The following is a 17,462-nucleotide window of genomic DNA, read 5'->3' on the forward strand; positions in this document are numbered from 1 at the left end:
ATCGGGTACCGGTCGTTCGTCTCTTGCGCATCATCGGGTCAGGCCGACCAGGCCGTCGAGAATGTCGATACCTCCGGTTTTCATTGCCGAGTCACCGGTCACGAGCTGGCCCGGCACATCGGCCAGACCGGCGATGACAACGGCGGTGTTGTAACCGGAGGTACGCAATTCGCCGTTGTCGCCCGACCTCGGGTACTCGCTGTGCCCTGTCGCTCCTTGGCGCGCCACTCCGTCGGCGGTGGTCGTCGCATCGGTGTCGAGGTGGGTGAATTCGGACATGTAACCAGGACTCCATCCGAAGCGGTTCATGTGCGCGACGGGATCGTCGTGCGCGGTCATCTCGTACGCGTGCCCGGGTGCGATGTTGAGCTTGTCGAGGCTGCTGTCGACGAAGTCATGGCCGGTACCAAGGCCGGGGGACCCGTAGACCATCACATCGTCGACGATTCCCTCGGGAGTCTCTTGGAGCGCGAGCCCGGTGGTGAACGACCCGTACGAATGCCCGACAGCCGTCAGATGTGGGTCGCCGTCGTGGTTCGACGCGTCGATGCCCTCGTAGAACTGCGACAGGTCGGGCGCGGCTGCCTGCGCGTTCCATGGTTGCGCCACCTGGATTGCCCCCGCAATGCTCTCCTCGGAGAAGTAGTTGTCTTTGTCGAGTTGTGGTGCGTCGTACCCGATCCAGGCGATGGTCGACACCGTTTCGCCCGCATGGCCCGGTATGTTGTCGAGTTGCTTCTCCGCGTTCGTCTTCATCTGTTGGCCTTCGTCGGTCATGGCACCGATGGCACCGCCGACGGTGGTATTCAAACCCGGCGTGGTGACGGACACGTGCTCTGCGGTGTCCGGGTTTCCGACCGCCACCGCCGCGTGGGTCTGCGCACCCGACCGAGTATCGAGGAGCATCAGCATCCGGTTGGGGTCTTTCTCGACGGTGTCCCGGACGGCCTGTAGGTCCTCGAGCCGATTCGACACGGTCGGATCGCAGGCCTCGGCGCGGGTCAACTCGTCGTCGAGTTCGATTCGGTTGTAGTGATCACGATCGACGACGGGGAGGCCGTCGCGGTTGCCGATGTAGTTGTCGTGAGCGAACAGCGCATCCTTGTCGGCCGGGGACAACGTGGACCACAACTCGTGCAACTGCGCCGGGTCCGACGGCAGCGAGGTCTTGCCGCTGACGATGTCCGATACGACCGGGCTGATGGCTGCAGCCCCGGGCGATCCGGTCGCGTCGAGACGCTCTTGCGCTACTCGAATTGCTTGCGCCGCTTGCATTTCGGCTTCTCGGAACTGAACGAGAAGTGCCTTGATGCGTACCTCGACGGCGTCGGCCTGCGCGTCCAGTGTGCTCTGCAGGAGCATCGAGACAACTACAGCGCTACCGAGTGGAACAGTCGGGGCCGTCACGGTGCCGTCGTCGAACACCGTCATACCGGCACCGGGTGCCTCGAGGTCCACGATGGCCAACAGGGACATGCGGATGCCGTCGAGTATTCCTCCGTGGGAGGCGTGCGCTTCGGCGATGGCGATGACGGCCGTGTCGATGTGCGAGGCGGCGAGGCTCTCCGACAGACTGTGCGCCGACGCGGCTGCTGCCGCCTCCCCCTGCCATGTGTTCATCGCTGCGTCGACCGCACGATCCATCCGGAGGATCTGATCGGTGAACGTACTGTTCGACGCCAGTAGGGACGTGGCGTAGTCGAGCATCGAGCTCGGTTGGCAACCCCGCACGTGCGCGATGGTGGTCACCGCGCGGACCCGGCGTCGTAGCGCGTCAGCTGAGAACTGAACGCCTCGTCGACGCCCTCGTAGGTCGTGGCGTTGTACTGGCACGTTGCCGACATCTCGGCGACGTTGCCGGCGATGCGGGTGTACGCGTCGGCCGTGGTCTTGGTGCTCTGCTCCGAGGCCGGGGCGATCGGCGAACCCGGCATCGTGACCGTCGCCGTGACGCTGATTGCGTTCATCGCACTCGCCGTAGCGGCGAGTGTTCTACCGAGCGCTCGAAGCCCTTCGAGATCGACTGCCAGCAGTTCGCCCACTTCTCGCCCCCCAGCGAATCCATCGGCGCGATCGAACCAGCGCCATATCGCCAGCAGGCTAACACGCCGACGCCAGCTAGAACTCACAGCGATTCAGCCGATGGGTTGTCGGTCTTGAAGATTTCCGATCTTTATATGGTTCGGGAATTCGGGTGAAGCGGGTGCGCGACGAGTTGCAACGCGGCGATCGAGACGCGGACCGACATCCCGCATCTGTTGTGGTCGATCCACACTGAGCTGTACCGCCACCCCTTCAGCGAGAATTTGTCGGTCGTCACGTCAGCGCGTGGTCCAGGCGTCGAGCTGAGTGAAATTGCCTGCGTTCTCCGGTCAGCGGGTCGGTGAACTCCATCTCCGAGGCCAGGAGTTGCAATGGCTCGGTGAAGTCGTCGACGGCTCGGTCGGTGGGACGCGGATAAAGATCGTCGCCGACGATGGGGATCCCCATCGAGTTCATGTGCAGCCGTAGCTGATGGGTACGTCCTGTCGTCGGGTGAAGACGGTAGTGTCCCAGTTCATCACGGTGGGCGACGAGTTCGATGGTGGTGTGCGCGTTGGGCTCGCCGGAGACCTCTCGGGCGGCGAAGTCGTACTTCTCCTTGACGATGCGGCTCGATACTTCACGCGGAAAGTGCAGTGCCGGAAGGTAACCGGCCACCGCCTCGTAGACCTTGCGGACTTTTCGGTCCTGGAACAGAGTCTGGTAAGGGCCGCGTGCGCTCGGATCGATCACGAACAGCACGAGACCTGCAGTGACGCGATCCAATCGGTGCGCCGGAATCAGTTGCGGCAGAGCCAATTCCTGGCGCAACCGCACCAATGCTGTCTGCAGAATGTGGCCGCCGCGCGGGATGGTCGGCAGGAAGTGGGGTTTGTCGATCACCAGGATCGTGTCGTCGCGATGGACGATGGGGATGTCGAACGGGACAACGGATTCGACCGGAAGATCGCGGTGGAACCAGACGGCCTCGCCCGGGGCGTACGAGGCGTCGCGGCTTACAGGACCCTGCATGTCGACGACGGCATCGGCGACGAGCATCTCGTCGATGCGGTCCGGTGACATCCGCGCTTCGGTTGCGACGAGAAATTCACGCACGGTCACCCAGCGGCCGTCTTCCGGCATCCGCACCCGGGCTGGATCCAGGCCGTGCCTTTTCGGCAACGGGGGTTGCTGCCGTCGTCTCACCGACCGACGGTACCCAGTTCGCACTTGTGCAGGCAAAACGCAGCCTAAAAGCTGCACAAGTGCGAACTCGTGGGGTTATTCGCAGCCGATGCCGTCGTTGTCGCGGTCGAGGTGCGGGCCGTAACCGTATTCGTCGCGGTAGACGGGGGCGGCGCCTGCGTCGCGTGCCTCGGTGCAGTTCTTGTACTGGAACGCGGACTGTGGCCGGGGTGCGGCCTGGGGGGCGGGGGCAGGCGGAGGTGCGGGAGCGACACGCGGCGCGGGAGCCGGCTGTACGAACACGGGGCAGAACTGCGACGAACCGGAGTTGCAGAGGAAGTCTGCGACGGGATCGGCGGATGCGACGGCTGGGCTGACGGCCATCGTGGCAGCGAGGGCGATACCGCCCAGTCCGAGGCGGGCGAGCATGGAGGTCTTGCCGGTCATAGGTGTGGCTCCTGAGCTGAGGGGGGTTTCAATCGTCGGACAGGGGTGATCAAACGGTCAATCATCTGCGCGAATGAGTTTGGGATCCGACGATCGTGCGTATACGAACGTATGAGCGAAAACGAGCAGGTCAACCAGAACCCCGAGAAGGACCCCGACCAGTGGGTGACCGGTGACGAGCCGATCACCGGGCCGCAGGAAAGCTACTTGAACACGCTGGCGCAGGAAGCGGGCGAGGAAGTGCCGGCTGATCTGACCAAGGCGCAGGCGTCGGAGATGATCGACAAACTGCAGGGCGAGACGGGTCGCGGATAACCATCCCCGACGGGTGAGGACGGCGCGGGCGGAGACCGCGACAATCGGCCGGTGAACGTGCAGGGGCTGCGGCGAGAGTCATGGGGATTCGTCGTCGGCTCGCTGCTGTTCGGGTTGGCCGCGGTGCCTGCGTATGGGCACTGGGTAGGAATCGACGTCGACAACGTCACCTACTTCGTGGGTTCGTTGTTCTTCACCGCGTCGGGTTTCATCGCACTGAGGCTCAGTGGGCGCCCGGTACCCGGTTCGGAGTCGGAGAAGGTGGAGCACTTCGACTGGTGGGCGGCTGCGGTGCAGTTCGTGGGTACCGTTCTGTTCAACGTGAGCACTGGTGTCGCACTGGTTGCCGGGTTGACGGCGGCTCAGGCCGACAAGTGGGTGTGGCGTCCCGACGTGTTCGGCTCGGCGGCATTTCTCGTCGCGAGCGCGCTCGCGGTCGTGGCGACCACCGAAACGGACAAATTGTGGGATCCGCATGCGCGCAACTGGCGGAGCACGTGGTTGAACATGGTCGGGTCTATCGCGTTCGGAATTTCGGCGGTGGGGGCGTTCGTCAGACCTGCGACCGGGGATCCGGAGAACGCGTCGATGGCAAATCTTGGAACACTCGCAGGCGCCGTGTGTTTCCTCGCTGCGGCCCTGCTCATGCGGCCTTTGGGACGAGTCCCAAACAACTCGTAGAACTTTTGTACGACCCTCCTTACGACTATTGTGAGCGGAACCACAGCTCGCGGCACGGCTGCCTACCGGTGAGTTACCTTGTGGAACAGATGTTGTTCGTGTTGCGCCGGAGACGGGGCAACGGGGGAGGATGGATCAGTAATGCACCGTCGTGTTCTGGCAGCGCTCGGAACCGGTATCGCCTTGTCGATACTCGGGTCCGGTGTGGTGTCTGCCCAGCCGCTCCCCGGGACCGGTAGCTCCGAGGGGGCCCCGGCACCGTTCTCGCAGACTTCCCCCGCCAAGTCAGCTCGCATCGACAAGGTCGAGATGTTGACCGATCGTCGTGCCGCGGTCTTCGTGGATTCGCCCTCGATGGGCAAGATCGTTCAAGTTCAGGTTCTGCTTCCTGCCGCCCAAGCCGTCTCGCGTCCCACGCTGTACGTGCTCGACGGCGTCAGCGCAGGCAAGGAATCCAACTACGCGGAGAGCACGTGGACGCAGAAGACCGACATCGTCGACTTCTTCGCCAACAAGAACGCCAATGTGGTTCTCCCGGTTGGTGGTTCGAGCAGCTACTACACCGACTGGAACGTTCCGGACCCCATCCTCGGCGTGAACATGTGGGAGACGTTCCTGACGCAGGAGCTCCCGCCGCTGATCGACGCGCGTTTTTCCGGTAACGGCACCAACGCCATCGCCGGTGTCTCGATGGGCGCGCAGGCCGCGATGGACCTCATCACCCGTCATCCGGATCTCTACACCGGCGTCGCAGGGCTCAGCGGGTGCTACGACAACTCGCAGAACAACCTGAAGGACGCCGTTCGTGCGACCGTCGCGATGAACGGCGGCAACGCAACCAACATGTGGGGCGAAAACGCCGACCTCCGCTGGGTCGAGCACGATCCGTCACGTAACGCAGAAGCATTGCGCGGCAAGGACGTCTACATCTCCGTCGGCACCGGGCTGCCCGGTCCCTACGAGCTCGGCCCCGGTGGAAGCGGATTGGAGGTGGCAGCACAGGGCGGTCCGCTCGAAGCTGCCGCGCTGTACTGCACCACTCTGTTCGATACCCGGCTGCGCTCGCTCGACATCGACGCGACCGTCGTATACCGCCCCTACGGCATCCACCAGTGGGTCTACTGGCAGGACGACCTACGTGAGTCCTGGCCGACGCTCGAGCGGGCCCTGGGACTCTAGAAAGCCGCGGTCGCCGCGTATTTCAGGAAAGCGTCGTTCTCGTGCGGATCACCGATGGTGATCCGCACGCCGTCGTTTCCGTAGGCACGCAACAGGACTCCGGCCTCGGCCGACCCTTGCGCGAAGGTGCCGGATCGGTCACCCAGCGGCAGGAACACGAAGTTCGCGTCGGAACGAGCGACGTCGTAACCCAATTCGATCAGAGCGTTTCGCACCCGCTCGCGTTCGGCGACCAGAGTGTCGGTGCGCGCCAGAAGCTCGTCCTTGGCCGCCAGTGATGCCAGTGCCGCCTGCTGTGCAACGGAATTGACGGCGAACGCGATGCGCACCTTGCCGAGGGCGGTGATGATCGAGGGATCGCCGACGGCATAGCCCACGCGGAGCCCGGCGAGCCCGTAGGCCTTGGAGAACGTGCGCAGAACCAGCACGTTGCGACGGCCGCGCGCCAATTCGACTCCATCGGTGTATTCGCCTTCGGGGTTCTCGCGGGCGTACTCGAAATACGCCTCGTCGAGCACGACCAGGACGTGCGCGGGCACGGCGTCGAGGAAGTGCTCCAGTTTCGAACGACGGACCACCGTGCCGCTCGGGTTGTTGGGGTTGCAGACGAACATCACGCGGGTGCGGTCGGTGATCGCCGCGAGCATCGCGTCCAGGTCGTGGACATGGTTCTCGTCGAGCGGTACCTGCACGGGTGTCGCTCCAGCGACGCGGGTGATGATCGGGTACGCCTCGAACGAACGCCACGCGAACACCACTTCGTCGCCCGGTTCGCAGGTGATCTGGACGACCTCCTGGCACAGTGCGACGGAGCCGTTGCCTGCCGCGACGTTCTCCGGTGCGACCTTCAACTGCGAGGCGAGGGCTGCGACAAGTTCGGTGGCCAGGATGTCCGGGTAGCGGTTGACACCCGCTGCGGCTTCGAGGATCTTCGCCTGAACGCTCGGCAGCGGCCCCTGAGTGGTCTCGTTGCTGGCCAGCTTGATCGCCCCGGGGAAGTTGCGGCCGGGTACGTAGGCGGGGATGGCGTCGAGGTCGGTGCGTATGCGAGCAGTCACGGCTCACATTATGCGCTCGGCGTTCATGTGCATTTTCTGCGTGTCCGCCGGTATTGATGCGAGCGCCGCACGAGCGCACTAGTTTGGGTTCATGTCGGGAATCTTCACGGATGTGGCAGTGCTCCGAATCGATGTCGACCCCGGTGTGGTGGAAGCCGACACCGAGCAACCACCTGCGGTGCAGCAGAAAGTCCCCCTCACCGCCATCGAGCCCGAAGGCAGTGTGCGCGGCGGCATCGTCGTCCTGCACGAATCCCGCGAGATCCCGGCGTCGCTGCTGGACCTGTTGCGTGCCCTCGCGCTGGAGGGCTGGTTGGCCGTAGCGCCGGACCTCTTCCACCGCGACGCCGACACCGACGGCGACGAAGTATTCGGTGAGAACCTCTTCGCCGACTTCGACGCCACCTTCGACTGGCTCACCACCAGAGGCGTCTATCCGGACTGCGTCGGCGTCATCGGGTTCGACGACGCCGGGACCGCCGCCCTGATCGTCGCGACCAACCGTCCCATCGGGGCAGCCGTCAGCGTGGCCGCAGCCGGCATTCTCGAGCCGCTGAACGACGACGCCGTCGCGCTCGTCGAAGCCGCCCCGTCGCTTCAGGCGCCGTGGCTCGGCCTGTACGGCGAGAACGACCCCAAGACCCCACCCGAGCACATCGAGAGCCTCCGGGAGGCGGCGACGAAGGCATCCGTGGCAACCAACGTCGTCAGCTACGGCGGCCTCGGTCACCGCGCCGACGCGCCGCCGTCACCCGGCAGCGCCGAGGACGGGGATCCGACGGCGGCTGCCCTCGTCGAAGCGCAGACCCGAATCTTCGACTGGTTCGACTCATTCCTTCGCTGACCAGCCGTTTTGCGTTAACCGCGTAGGCATGTGTAATCTTCTTCCTCGGCGGTCCGAGAGGGCCGGCAGCCTAGGAGGCGTGCCAGAGCGGCCGAATGGGAGTCACTGCTAATGACTTGACCCTTCACCGGGTCCGGAGGTTCAAATCCTCTCGCCTCCGCCACGGTTGGTAGAGTTCTACCGGCCAGCAAGACCAACTGAATAACATGCGCCCGTAGCTCAACGGATAGAGCACTTGACTACGGATCAAGAGGTTAGGGGTTCGAATCCCTTCGGGCGCACAGAAGAGAGCCCCTGATCTGCGAGTTATCGCGGATCAGGGGCTCTCTCTTTGCGCCGGATCTATCCCGAGAGCAGTCCGACCGGCAGTGAAGTGCCGAACGGGTGCAAAGCCTGTTTACCGACAGCTCACACGGGGGCGAGAAGGCCCAACTGTTCGAGATCGCTGAGGTACTTCTCGATCAACGCCCGATCCAGGTGCGGGATGTCGTCGGACTCTTCTCGGACCGCGGCGCGGAAGACGTCGGCGGGAAGATGAGACCCCGCGGCGGGGACGTCCGGGTGTTCGTATGCATGTAGGAGGGGGAGCAGCGATCGCGACCTCTGCGGTTCGGGCAACTCGTCGATGGCAGCGGAGAACTTCGCAAACCACTCGTCGTAATCCTCGATACGCTGGATACTCCTGCCGGACTCGATCATCCAGTCGACGAACGTGTCGAGCGAGATGCCGTCGTCGTGCGGATTGAGTACGTCGTAGGTGGTGTATCCGTCGACGGTGTCACCTCCCAGTGCGGTGATCGCGGCGGCACTGAAGTCGGCGGGAAGGCCGTCGTAGTGCGCGCGGGGGCGGCCTGCGTCGTCGAGCGGCGCTCCGGTGTCGCTGCGGTAGAAGCTGTTCGGTGCGATGCCCGTCGCTGCGATCGACAGCACCAGTCGGGTGAACACGTCGGGGACGTTCAACTGTCCGGACCACGTACTGTGCGCGAGGATCATGTCCGATCGGAACACCGTCACGGGAAGTCCGAGATCGTCGAAAGCATTGCGCAGAAGAACCTCACCTGCCCACTTCGAGGTGCCGTAGCCGTTGGCGTACGACTCGTCGACGCTGCGCGAGCTGCTTTCCACCCGAATGTCGCCGTTCTCGACGAATTCGTCGACGCCCGCCGCAACGGCCACGGTGGAAAGGTACGTGACAGGCTTGAGGTGGTGGTGGGTGGCCAGTCGCACTATCTCGGCCGTACCGACAACGTTCGGGCCGAACATGTGCGGGTAGGGGAGTGCATGGTTGACCAGAGCGGCGGGGTGCACGATGCGATCGACCCGCGTGGCCAACGAGTTCCATGTGTTCTCGTCGAGTCCGAGCCGGCTTTCACCGATGTCGCCTGCGACGACTTCGAGTGCGGCGTAGGCGAGGGCTCGATACCTGGCGGACAGTTCCGCATCTCCCGAGTCGAACGCTGCATCGAGGCGCGCGCGTGCGTCGGCGGCGTCGCGGCCCCGGACGAGGCAGACGACGGTGCCGCCCACATCCGCCATGCGTTCCAACCATTCCAGTGCCAGGAATCTGCCGAGGTAACCGTTGGCCCCGGTCAGTAAGACCGTGCGCGTCGTCGGGCGCGGCCGCTCGGCGTCCTGCGCAGCTTTCAGTGCGTCGGCGGACAGGAACGCATCGAGGGTCAGATCGGATGCCTTCACCACCGTCGCACCGCGTCCGTGCACCGAATCGAACGTCACCGCATCCGTATCGGAGTCCTGGCGTGCGGAGATGTAGTCGGCGATTCCCCTCAGGTCGGTCGAGGGACCGGTGATCACTCCGACGGGGACCTCGATGTCGAAGATGTCCCTCAAAAGGTTCGAGAAGGTCAAGGCGGACAGAGAATCTCCCCCGAGATCGGCGAAGCGCACGTCGGGACTCACGTCGGTGCCCGCGCAGCCGAGCAGTGCCACCGCCGAATCGCCGACGGTCGCCAGTACAGGCGCGTCGGGTCCGCGGCGTCGCAGGTCGCGAAGTCGACCGGACTGCGATTCCTCCAGCTCGGTGTAGCGCGCTTCCAATGTCGCGCCGTATCGGTCGACGAGCTTGGGACGCAACTGTTTTCCCGCACCGGACAACAGTCCGTTGTCCTGCGTGAACGACTCGGTCTCCACGATCACCTCGCGCGGTACCTCGTAGGAGTTCAACCCTGCGTCCCGCGCGATCGTCTGAAGCGACGCCAGGATGGATCCCGGGTCGTCGACGCCGGGCGCGGGTACCACCACGGCGAGCAAGTAGGACCGTTGACTGTTTCCGTAGACGAAGATCTGGTCGACCAGATCGCTGGTACCGAAGACGGACTCGAGCCGTGCAAGTGCGACGAATTCACCCTGGGCGAGCTTGAGGACGTTCTTGCGTCGGTCCACGTAGGCGAGATGATCGGGCGCGAGTTCAGCCACGACATCGCCTGTGCGGTAGTAGCCCTCGGCGTCGAACATCTCGGCCGTGACCTCGGGACGCTTGTAGTAACCGGGCGTGATGGACTCGGTCTTCAGCAGCAGTTCGCCGCGAGGATGCGGTGTGTCGGTGACGAAGTATCCGAGCTCGGGTACGTCGTCGAGCTTGTAGTCGATGACCGGCGGACGACGGACGACGCCGTCGTGCAACACCATTCCCGCTTCGGTGGATCCGTAGTTGTCCTGGACCTGCGCGTCGAGCAGCTCGGCGACGAAGTCCTTCACCTCGGTGGCGATGGGCGCAGTGCCGACGACAGCGGCGAGCACGCGGCCGCCGAAGGTGTCGCGTCGGAATTCGCCCAGAACGACGTCGCGGACCGTCGCCGGGTCCGCGCCCGCGTCGACTCGGCGATCGATCTCCGCAAGCGCGGTGTGGCGAATCATCTCGCATACCCGGGGGACCAGAAGCGCCAGGGTGGGCCGTGTCAGGGAGAAGTCGTCGAACAGCGTCGACAGGTCGCTCGAGCCCGCGAAGGTGACGGTTCCACCTGCAGCAAGGGTGGAGAACACCAGACCGCGTCCGGCGAGGTGGCTCATCGGCAGGTAGTCCAGGGTGATCACGGGAAACCCTGGACCGGCATCGGAGTCCGATTCCGAGCCCGTGCTGTGCCAGGCGCCCGTCCACGTGCCGGTCACGATGGCCTCGGTGTGGATCGCACCCTTGGGCGTTCCGGTGCTGCCCGAGGTGTAGATCAGAGTGGCGAGGCGCTCGGGATCGTCGGATTCGACGAGTGGGTAAGGCCCTTGTGCTCGGCCTCGCTCGATCACGTCGGCGAGGGTCGAGAGTGAGACGGCGTCGAGCACGCGTGCGGCGGTGAGTCGCTCGCGGTCGGCGTCGACACGGTCGTCGTGGTCCAGAACGATCACGGTGTGTACCGAGGGGCTTTGCTGGGCGATCTCGATTGCCACCGCGAGGTTTTCGCTGTCCGCTGCGATGACGGCAGGCTCCACCTCGGCGACGATGTCGATCAGTTGCGTGGCGCTCGCACCGGCCTGCAGTGGCACCGCGACGGCGCCGAGCCGCACGGTGGCAAGCTCGACGACCGCGTAGTCCACACTGGCGAAACCGAGAGTCGCGACGAAATCACCTGGCTGAACCGGGTTCTCGCCATGCACGAGGGCGGCAGCCGTTGCGCCTGCACGGTCCCATGTCTCTGCGTAGGTGATCGTGTCGATGGAGGGGAGCAGGGACGCCGCGCCGTCGACGATGGTTCTGGCGCGCCGACCGAGCGCTGGTCGATCGCCGTATCCGATCATGACTTGTTGGACCACTGCGGCCAGATTCGGCTTCAGCGCGAGGGCTGCCGCGGCGACGCCGTGATCGGGTTCGGCCGAGCGGAACTGCTCGTCGGTGCGATGGAGTTCGGCGAAGCGGCGTCGTAATGCGTGGTCGGTGGCGGTTGTGGCAGTACTGGAAGTCATGCGCGAGTTCCCCTCCGTGATCGGCATCGATTTCATTACCTAAGGTAAGGATATGCCCGGAGGGGAATCCGGTAATCGTGATGCTGGTCATAGAGTGGGTGGTCCGCTGGTGGGCGAAGGAAAAACATGCTCAGGTAATTGTGCGCGCGCCACACCAGCAGTGTCTCCGTGTGGCAGAGTGACATACTCTAGGCCCTGCAAGGCCGTCGGGTGGTCGTTCGAAGGGGAGCCTTGTGCGCGAGGATTCGAATGAAGCGGTGCCGGCGCTGCGGGTGATCGTTGTCGGTAGTTCGGCTGGTGGCCTCGAAGCGCTTACCTCGATGCTCGGAGCAGTCGAGGTAGGCCTGGGCTGGTGCGTCGTGGTAGCTCAGCACATGGCACCGACAGAATCCAGCGGGCTAGCTCACCTCCTCGATCGTACGACGGACATGCAGGTCGTCGAAGCTGCGGACGGAGATCGACTCCGCGCGGACACAGTGTTCGTCGCGCCGCCAGGCCACGACATCTCGGTCGATGCTCACCACCTCGCGATCGAAGTCCCCAGCGCGAACACTCGGCCGTGGCCCAGCATCGATCATCTGTTCATCTCGGCAGCACGGGCGTTCGAGGACAGGTCCGTTGCCGTCGTCCTGTCCGGGACCGGGAGCGACGGAGCATCAGGAGTCGAGGCCATCGAGTCAGCCGGCGGTCTTGTCGCGGTTCAGGAGCTCGCAACCGCAGCTTTCGATCCGATGCCGACGGCCTCGTTTGCAACCGGATCGGTGGATATCGAGGCACCGGCGCATGACATACCTCGGGAACTGAAGCGCTGCCTCGACAGCACCGCGTCGATGCACAACAGTGATTTTCACACCGCCGAGCCGGCCGATGCCGTCGATCTCAGCCCGTCGCATCTCGATGACGTCCTCGAGGCATTGCATGCAGAAACCGGGCTCGACTTCTCGGGATACAAGACCTCCACCCTGGGACGTCAGATAGCCCGTCGACAACGCCTTCTGGACATTGGAAGCGCGACTGCGTATGCCGGTTTTCTACGCGCCACTCCCGCCGAGGCGACGTCACTGTCGAGGGCGCTTCTCGTGACAGTGACGGCGTTCTTCCGTGACCCGGACATCTGGGACGGTATCCGTGAGCATCTGCACACAGTCGTCGACGCATCAGCCGATCGAATCCGGATCTGGGTGCCCGGCTGTGCAAGTGGGCAAGAGGCCTACACAGTCGCAATGCTTACTGCCGACGTTCTCGGTATCGGGCCAGACGAACTGTCGGGCCGTGTGAAGATCTTCGCCACGGACCTCGACGAGCAAGCACTGACTGTCGCACGAGCGGGGAGATACCCATCGATCGAGGCCGATGAAATTCCTGACCGCTATCGTCGTCAGTGGACGCGCACCGTAGACGGCATGGTGGAAATTGTTCCCGCGCTGCGCGAGTGCATCGTGTTCGCTCGGCACAATGTCGCGTTCGATCCGCCGTTTCCCAATCTCGATCTGATCTCTCTCCGCAACACGCTGATCTACTTTCAGCCGCGACTGCAGGAGCAAGTGCTGCACCTGTGCCAGTTCGCCTTGAACCCAAAGGGGTTGCTTCTGCTCGGCCAGAGTGAACGCGTTCCACGTACGGATGAAGCATTCACCGTCGTCGACCCCGATCGCCGGCTCTATCGGAGGCGACAGCATCCTCGTGTATTCGGCCTCCCACTCCGCGGCGTCTTTCCAGCCGCCCGTTCGCCGAAACAAACCGAGCAGGTCGATGTTTCGCCCCACGCCTCCGTCGTCGATCGAGAGTTCTACCGTGACATCGTCAAATCTGTTGTTCCGTCTGCGCTGATCGTCGACGACAGGTCGATCCTCATCGAGGTCGTCGGCGATGTCGCGCAGTGGTGCACGATCAGCGAGGGCGTCCACAGTGGCAGCGTCGTAGACCTTCTGAAAGAGCAATACCGCCCGACGGTTCGTGCAATGCTCAGTCAAGTCCAGCACAGTGCACCGAAAACAACGACCCGAACGATACGATCCAACGAAACAACTACTCGGATATCGGTCACCCGGATCGGCTCCTCCCTCACCGATAGCAGTGGCGACGGTGCCATTGTCGCTTTCGAATCCGAACCAGTCCTTCACGGCGAACTTGCTCCGGAAACAGTGGGAGCGGCAGTTCAATTCAGCGACGAACTCGAAACCGTGTACGACGCACTTCAGGCGACAGTCGAGGACCTCAGCACGGCCAACGAAGAGCTGCAAGCCCTCAACGAGGAACTGCAGGCATCGTCGGAGGAACTGCAGGCGTCGTCCGAGGAGGTGCAGGCGTCGAACGAAGAACTCGAAGCGACGAACGAAGAGTTGACGACGCTGAACCAAGAACTCACGACGCGTGGAACCGAATTGACTCGTGCGAACATCGACCTGGAGAATATTCAGAGTTCCCTCACCAATGGCCTGATCCTGCTGGACAGAGACCTCCGCGTCACTCGTTTCACGCCACTGGCGGTTCGCCTCTTCTCCCTCATCCCGTCTGACATCGGACGGACTCTCGGTGCGGTCCCGACCGCCATTGCCATTCCCGGACTGGACGAAGCGTTACAGAGAACGTTGGGCGGGGATTCGATCATCATCGAGCTCGAAAGCGACCAGCGTGACTTGCTGATGCAGACGCAGCCCTACCGCGGAGACAACAGCGAGATCCTCGGCGTGATCGTGGTGGTGATCGACGTCAGTGACATCACAGCCGAGCGGCGGGCACGCGAACGGGCATTGACCAACCTCGAAATAGTCACCGAGTCCATTCGAGAACTTGTCTGGCAACGCGATACGTCCGGAGTGTTGACCCTCCTGACCCGCCGGGTCGAGGAGTTGTACGGTCTGGACCGGTCTCGTGTACTCGCCGACCCTTCGCTTCTCCTGGCCGCAGTGCACCCCGACGACCGCGAACGTGTAGCCGCTGTCTCCGCGTCGACGGACCCGAGCTGGCAGATCCAGTACCGAATCATCCGACCGGACGGCACGATCCGATGGATCGACGAGTCGGCCACCTTCATGCAACCACCCGACGGGTCGCCACCGGTGCGCGTGGGCAGCGCGTTCGACATTTCCGAGCAGCAGAAGCTCGCGGTGCATGTCGACGGCCAAGCCAAGCTCATCGAGTCCCTGTTTCTCAACTCGTCCCTGGGTTTGCTTCTCGTCGACGGTCGGGGGCGGATCGAGCGGGTGAGCCCCGTGATCGAAGCTATGACCGGATACACCGCCGACGCGCTCGCAGGGCGCACCCTGTCCAGTCTCGTTCCGTCGATCCAGTACGAGAACGAGAACCGGGTACCTACGAATCGTGCCCTGGTTCGCGCGGACGGACACACCATTCCGGCGTCGGTCGAGTTCGTCGACGGCGCCGGGACGGGCCGATCCGTTGTCGTCGTCCAGGACAGTTCCCGATTGCGTCGTCTGAGTGCAGAACTGGCCGCGCATGAACAGTTCGATCAGCAGACCGGCCTTCTCACGCGCACGTTCTTCCGTTCCCGTGCCACGGATGTGGTCGCTGCGAGCAACGAACCATCGGCGGTGCTGTGGATCGACCTCGACGGATTCAAGGAAGTCAACGACAGGTTGGGTCACCGGAACGGTGATCTGGTTCTCGGCGTCGTCGCACACCGTTTGAAAGGTGCAGTTCGCAAGGACAACCTGATCGGCAGGTTCGGGGGTGACGAGTTCGCAATACTCGTCAGTCGCGCAGACGATCTCGATGCTCTCGACAGCCTGGTTCACCGAATATTGAACGTCGTACGCGAGCCGATCGTCGTCGACGACTCCCACGCCTTCGTGTCGGCGTCCATCGGAATAGCCGTACAACCGACCGACGGCAACACAGCTGACGAGTTGCTCCACAACGCAGACGTCGCGATGTATTCCGCGAAGCAGAACGGCCGCGACCAACACATCTACTTCACTACTGAGATGGACCGCGATGCCGACGCGCGTGCAACTGTGCGCCACCAGCTCTCAGCGGCAGTGAGATCCCGCGACTTCGAGCTGTATTACCAACCGATTCGTTCGATCGCCACGGGCGATACAGCGATGATCGAAGCTCTTGTTCGGTGGAGACGAGACGGCGAGCTGATCAGTGCCAGCGAATTCATCGACATCGCCGCCGACACCGGCCAACTCCGCGCCCTCGGCCATCTCGTACTGGACTGCCTCATCGAGGACGTCGACACACTGCACACACGGTTCGGTGCGGACCATCCACGCGTAGCGGTGAACATGTCAGCCACCGAACTGCGTGAACGCGACCTGATGGACAGACTTCTGGCGTGGCGTCCGGCCGGTGGTTTCGACAAAATCGTCGTCGAAGTCACGGAACAGATCACACTCACGCCCGGTGACCGCGCGTTCGGTGTTCTCACTCTTCTGCAGAGACTGGGCGCAACGATCAGTATCGACGACTTCGGTACCGGTTACTCCAATTTGGAGCTGCTCGGCCAACTGAAACCGGGAATCATCAAAATCGACCGTTCGCTGACCGAACGCGCTGCCGAAGACGCACGTGGAGAACGCATACTCGAAGCGGCGGTGGGGCTCGCACACGCTCTGGAGACCACGGCGGTCATCGAGGGGGTGGGGGACACGAGGTTGTCGGCTGTCGCAGCGGCGTCCGGAGCCGAGCTGGCCCAGGGCTACCACCTCGGACGGCCGATGTCCCTGCCGGACATCATCGATTCGATCTCCGGCCACATGTGACGCGAGGCGATCAGTTCAGCGCAACGAGCTCGTGCAATGTCCTCCCCGTCCGGACTTCGGTTGTACCGTTCCGGGTGACGGTGAGCTCGAAGGTCGAATCGAACCGGAAGTATCCCGGGTGTCCGACGAGTCGGTACAGCAGCGGCCGGACGGCTTTGTGGCCGGCCACGGGTACGTCGCTCAGCAGATCGTGTGCATGAACTACCGTGTCGACGGTCAGTATCAGCTTCACCACGCCGGGGATCTCGATCCGAAGCCACTCCGGATAGGCGCGGTTCGCGACGGCGTTGTACTTGATCGGCCCTTCCGAGACCTCTGCTTCACCGGAGCTGAGAATCACCTCGCCCTTGTACGCCAGCATCAGCGGTCGGCTCTCGTGCGCTCCGAGTCGCTCCTTCGTTTTGACCAGTGCGTAGAGCAAGGAGTAGTCGTCGTCGTACAGGCGCCCCCAGTGCCACCGATCGATGACGCTCTTCATGTCGCCTGCGCCCCAATTGTGGTCGGCGTACCCCCGTCCGGTGACGGTCTTCGTCTCTGCTCCGATCGTGATCGACCCCTCGACACGTGCACGGGGAGCAGCGACAACCCAACCGAACACATCGGTTCCACCGAAGAGGGTCTCGCCTTCGCCCGGCATCCAGCTGGGCAGCTCGTTGTGGAACCGCAGATCGAACGTCACGTCCTCTTCGGACAGCGACAGATGATGTATCGGTAGACCGTCCGGTGGGAATTCGGCCCAGGCGTGATTGGGTCCCACTCTCACGTCGCATCGAGCAATGGATGCCGAGGCCTGCTTCTTGGAGTATCGCGTGAAGATCTGACGGCGGGTACCGTCGGGCGCGTAGATCAAGATCTCGACGCTGGGTTTGGCGACCAATGCCGGCTCCTCGGGTCGCCGGAGGTTCAGGAAGCCGATGATGGTGTGTCCGTCGTCGAGGTGCGCGTCGAAGTACCAGTGCTCGAAACCCGTTCGGCTCCCGGGCACCGGATGCGCGCCGTTGTGTCTCGGTTGAACCGTGGTGAGGGCGGCGTCGGCTCTGCCGGGCCCGTTCCAGGTTTCGACGATCTCGGGAGCTGTCATCTGTTCAT

Annotated in this window: 12 protein-coding genes and 2 tRNA genes; 7 read left to right on the forward strand and 7 right to left on the reverse strand. The window is 63.6% G+C overall.

All coding sequences use genetic code 11. The features are described from left to right. Nucleotides 1-30: 30 nt before the first annotated feature. The 4 genes from CH289_RS10290 to CH289_RS10305 form a co-directional block, all read right to left on the reverse strand. Entirely contained in the window at nucleotides 31-1,749 is a 1,719-nt protein-coding gene (locus CH289_RS10290; protein WP_020111826.1) for an alpha/beta hydrolase, read from the reverse strand. Continuing rightward, nucleotides 1,746-2,042 carry a hypothetical protein gene (locus CH289_RS10295; protein ID WP_019667528.1) on the reverse strand — a complete coding sequence of 99 codons (297 nt, stop codon included), beginning with the start codon at nucleotides 2,040-2,042 and terminating at the stop codon, nucleotides 1,746-1,748. Before CH289_RS10295 ends, CH289_RS10290 begins: the two co-directional genes overlap by 4 nt. Before the next feature lie 274 nt (nucleotides 2,043-2,316). Beyond that, nucleotides 2,317-3,228: a pseudouridine synthase gene (locus CH289_RS10300; protein ID WP_256977114.1), complete on the reverse strand. Its 912-nt coding sequence runs from the start codon at nucleotides 3,226-3,228 to the stop codon at nucleotides 2,317-2,319. A 75-nt stretch (nucleotides 3,229-3,303) separates the two neighbouring features. Beyond that, nucleotides 3,304-3,654 (reverse strand): excalibur calcium-binding domain-containing protein, encoded by a 351-nt coding sequence (locus CH289_RS10305; RefSeq protein WP_019667531.1) that lies wholly within the window; start codon nucleotides 3,652-3,654, stop codon nucleotides 3,304-3,306. A gap of 111 nt (nucleotides 3,655-3,765) precedes the next feature. On the opposite strand from CH289_RS10305, the gene CH289_RS10310 reads away from it, so the two are divergent. From CH289_RS10310 to CH289_RS10320, 3 genes are all read left to right on the forward strand, one after another. Further along, nucleotides 3,766-3,969 (forward strand): DUF3072 domain-containing protein, encoded by a 204-nt coding sequence (locus tag CH289_RS10310; RefSeq protein ID WP_033189325.1) that lies wholly within the window; start codon nucleotides 3,766-3,768, stop codon nucleotides 3,967-3,969. Between the two features lie 51 nt (nucleotides 3,970-4,020). Continuing rightward, nucleotides 4,021-4,650, forward strand: a complete 630-nt coding sequence (locus CH289_RS10315; protein ID WP_019667533.1) for a YrhK family protein — start codon at nucleotides 4,021-4,023, stop codon at nucleotides 4,648-4,650. A 141-nt stretch (nucleotides 4,651-4,791) separates the two neighbouring features. After that, nucleotides 4,792-5,829, forward strand: coding sequence for an alpha/beta hydrolase (locus CH289_RS10320; RefSeq protein ID WP_019667534.1), 1,038 nt, complete (start codon nucleotides 4,792-4,794; stop codon nucleotides 5,827-5,829). On the opposite strand, the gene hisC is transcribed toward CH289_RS10320, so the two are convergent. Further along, on the reverse strand, nucleotides 5,826-6,887 hold the full coding sequence (gene hisC / locus CH289_RS10325) for a histidinol-phosphate transaminase (protein ID WP_020111829.1): 1,062 nt from the start codon (nucleotides 6,885-6,887) through the stop codon (nucleotides 5,826-5,828). The genes CH289_RS10320 and hisC overlap by 4 nt on opposite strands. A 91-nt stretch (nucleotides 6,888-6,978) precedes the next feature. Here hisC and CH289_RS10330 point away from each other — a divergent pair, with 91 nt between their 5' ends. The 3 genes from CH289_RS10330 (at nucleotide 6,979) to CH289_RS10340 (ending at nucleotide 8,012) form a co-directional block, all read left to right on the forward strand. Beyond that, nucleotides 6,979-7,731 carry a dienelactone hydrolase family protein gene (locus CH289_RS10330; protein WP_019667536.1) on the forward strand — a complete coding sequence of 251 codons (753 nt, stop codon included), beginning with the start codon at nucleotides 6,979-6,981 and terminating at the stop codon, nucleotides 7,729-7,731. A 73-nt stretch (nucleotides 7,732-7,804) separates the two neighbouring features. Continuing rightward, nucleotides 7,805-7,894, forward strand: a tRNA-Ser gene (locus tag CH289_RS10335). A gap of 45 nt (nucleotides 7,895-7,939) precedes the next feature. Further along, nucleotides 7,940-8,012: transfer RNA gene (locus CH289_RS10340), tRNA-Arg, on the forward strand. 127 nt (nucleotides 8,013-8,139) lie between these two features. Here the strand turns inward: CH289_RS10340 and car are convergent. Then, complete coding sequence (car, locus tag CH289_RS10345; RefSeq protein WP_094727863.1) at nucleotides 8,140-11,679, reverse strand: carboxylic acid reductase; 3,540 nt, start codon at nucleotides 11,677-11,679, stop codon at nucleotides 8,140-8,142. Nucleotides 11,680-11,876: 197 nt separating this feature from the next. On the opposite strand from car, the gene CH289_RS10350 reads away from it, so the two are divergent. After that, nucleotides 11,877-16,373, forward strand: coding sequence for a chemotaxis protein CheB (locus tag CH289_RS10350; protein ID WP_094727864.1), 4,497 nt, complete (start codon nucleotides 11,877-11,879; stop codon nucleotides 16,371-16,373). 10 nt (nucleotides 16,374-16,383) lie between these two features. Here CH289_RS10350 and CH289_RS10355 read toward each other — a convergent pair whose 3' ends face one another. Then, the gene (locus CH289_RS10355) at nucleotides 16,384-17,454 is read right to left on the reverse strand and encodes a lipocalin-like domain-containing protein (protein WP_256977117.1); all 1,071 of its coding nucleotides are present in this window, start codon (nucleotides 17,452-17,454) and stop codon (nucleotides 16,384-16,386) included. Between the last annotated feature and the right edge of the window lie 8 nt (nucleotides 17,455-17,462).

Source organism: Rhodococcus sp. RS1C4, from assembly GCF_002258225.1.
Lineage (GTDB): Bacteria > Actinomycetota > Actinomycetes > Mycobacteriales > Mycobacteriaceae > Rhodococcoides > Rhodococcoides fascians_E.

Bases quoted from the DNA above. Each gene is read 5' to 3' on its own strand.
- CH289_RS10305 (WP_019667531.1), bottom strand. From the start codon at position 3,654: ATGACCGGCAAGACCTCCATGCTCGCCCGCCTCGGACTGGGCGGTATC.
- CH289_RS10310 (WP_033189325.1), top strand. From the start codon at position 3,766: ATGAGCGAAAACGAGCAGGTCAACCAGAACCCCGAGAAGGACCCCGAC.
- CH289_RS10320 (WP_019667534.1), top strand. From the start codon at position 4,792: ATGCACCGTCGTGTTCTGGCAGCGCTCGGAACCGGTATCGCCTTGTCG.
- CH289_RS10330 (WP_019667536.1), top strand. From the start codon at position 6,979: ATGTCGGGAATCTTCACGGATGTGGCAGTGCTCCGAATCGATGTCGAC.
- car (WP_094727863.1), bottom strand. From the start codon at position 11,679: ATGAAATCGATGCCGATCACGGAGGGGAACTCGCGCATGACTTCCAGT.
- CH289_RS10355 (WP_256977117.1), bottom strand. From the start codon at position 17,454: ATGACAGCTCCCGAGATCGTCGAAACCTGGAACGGGCCCGGCAGAGCC.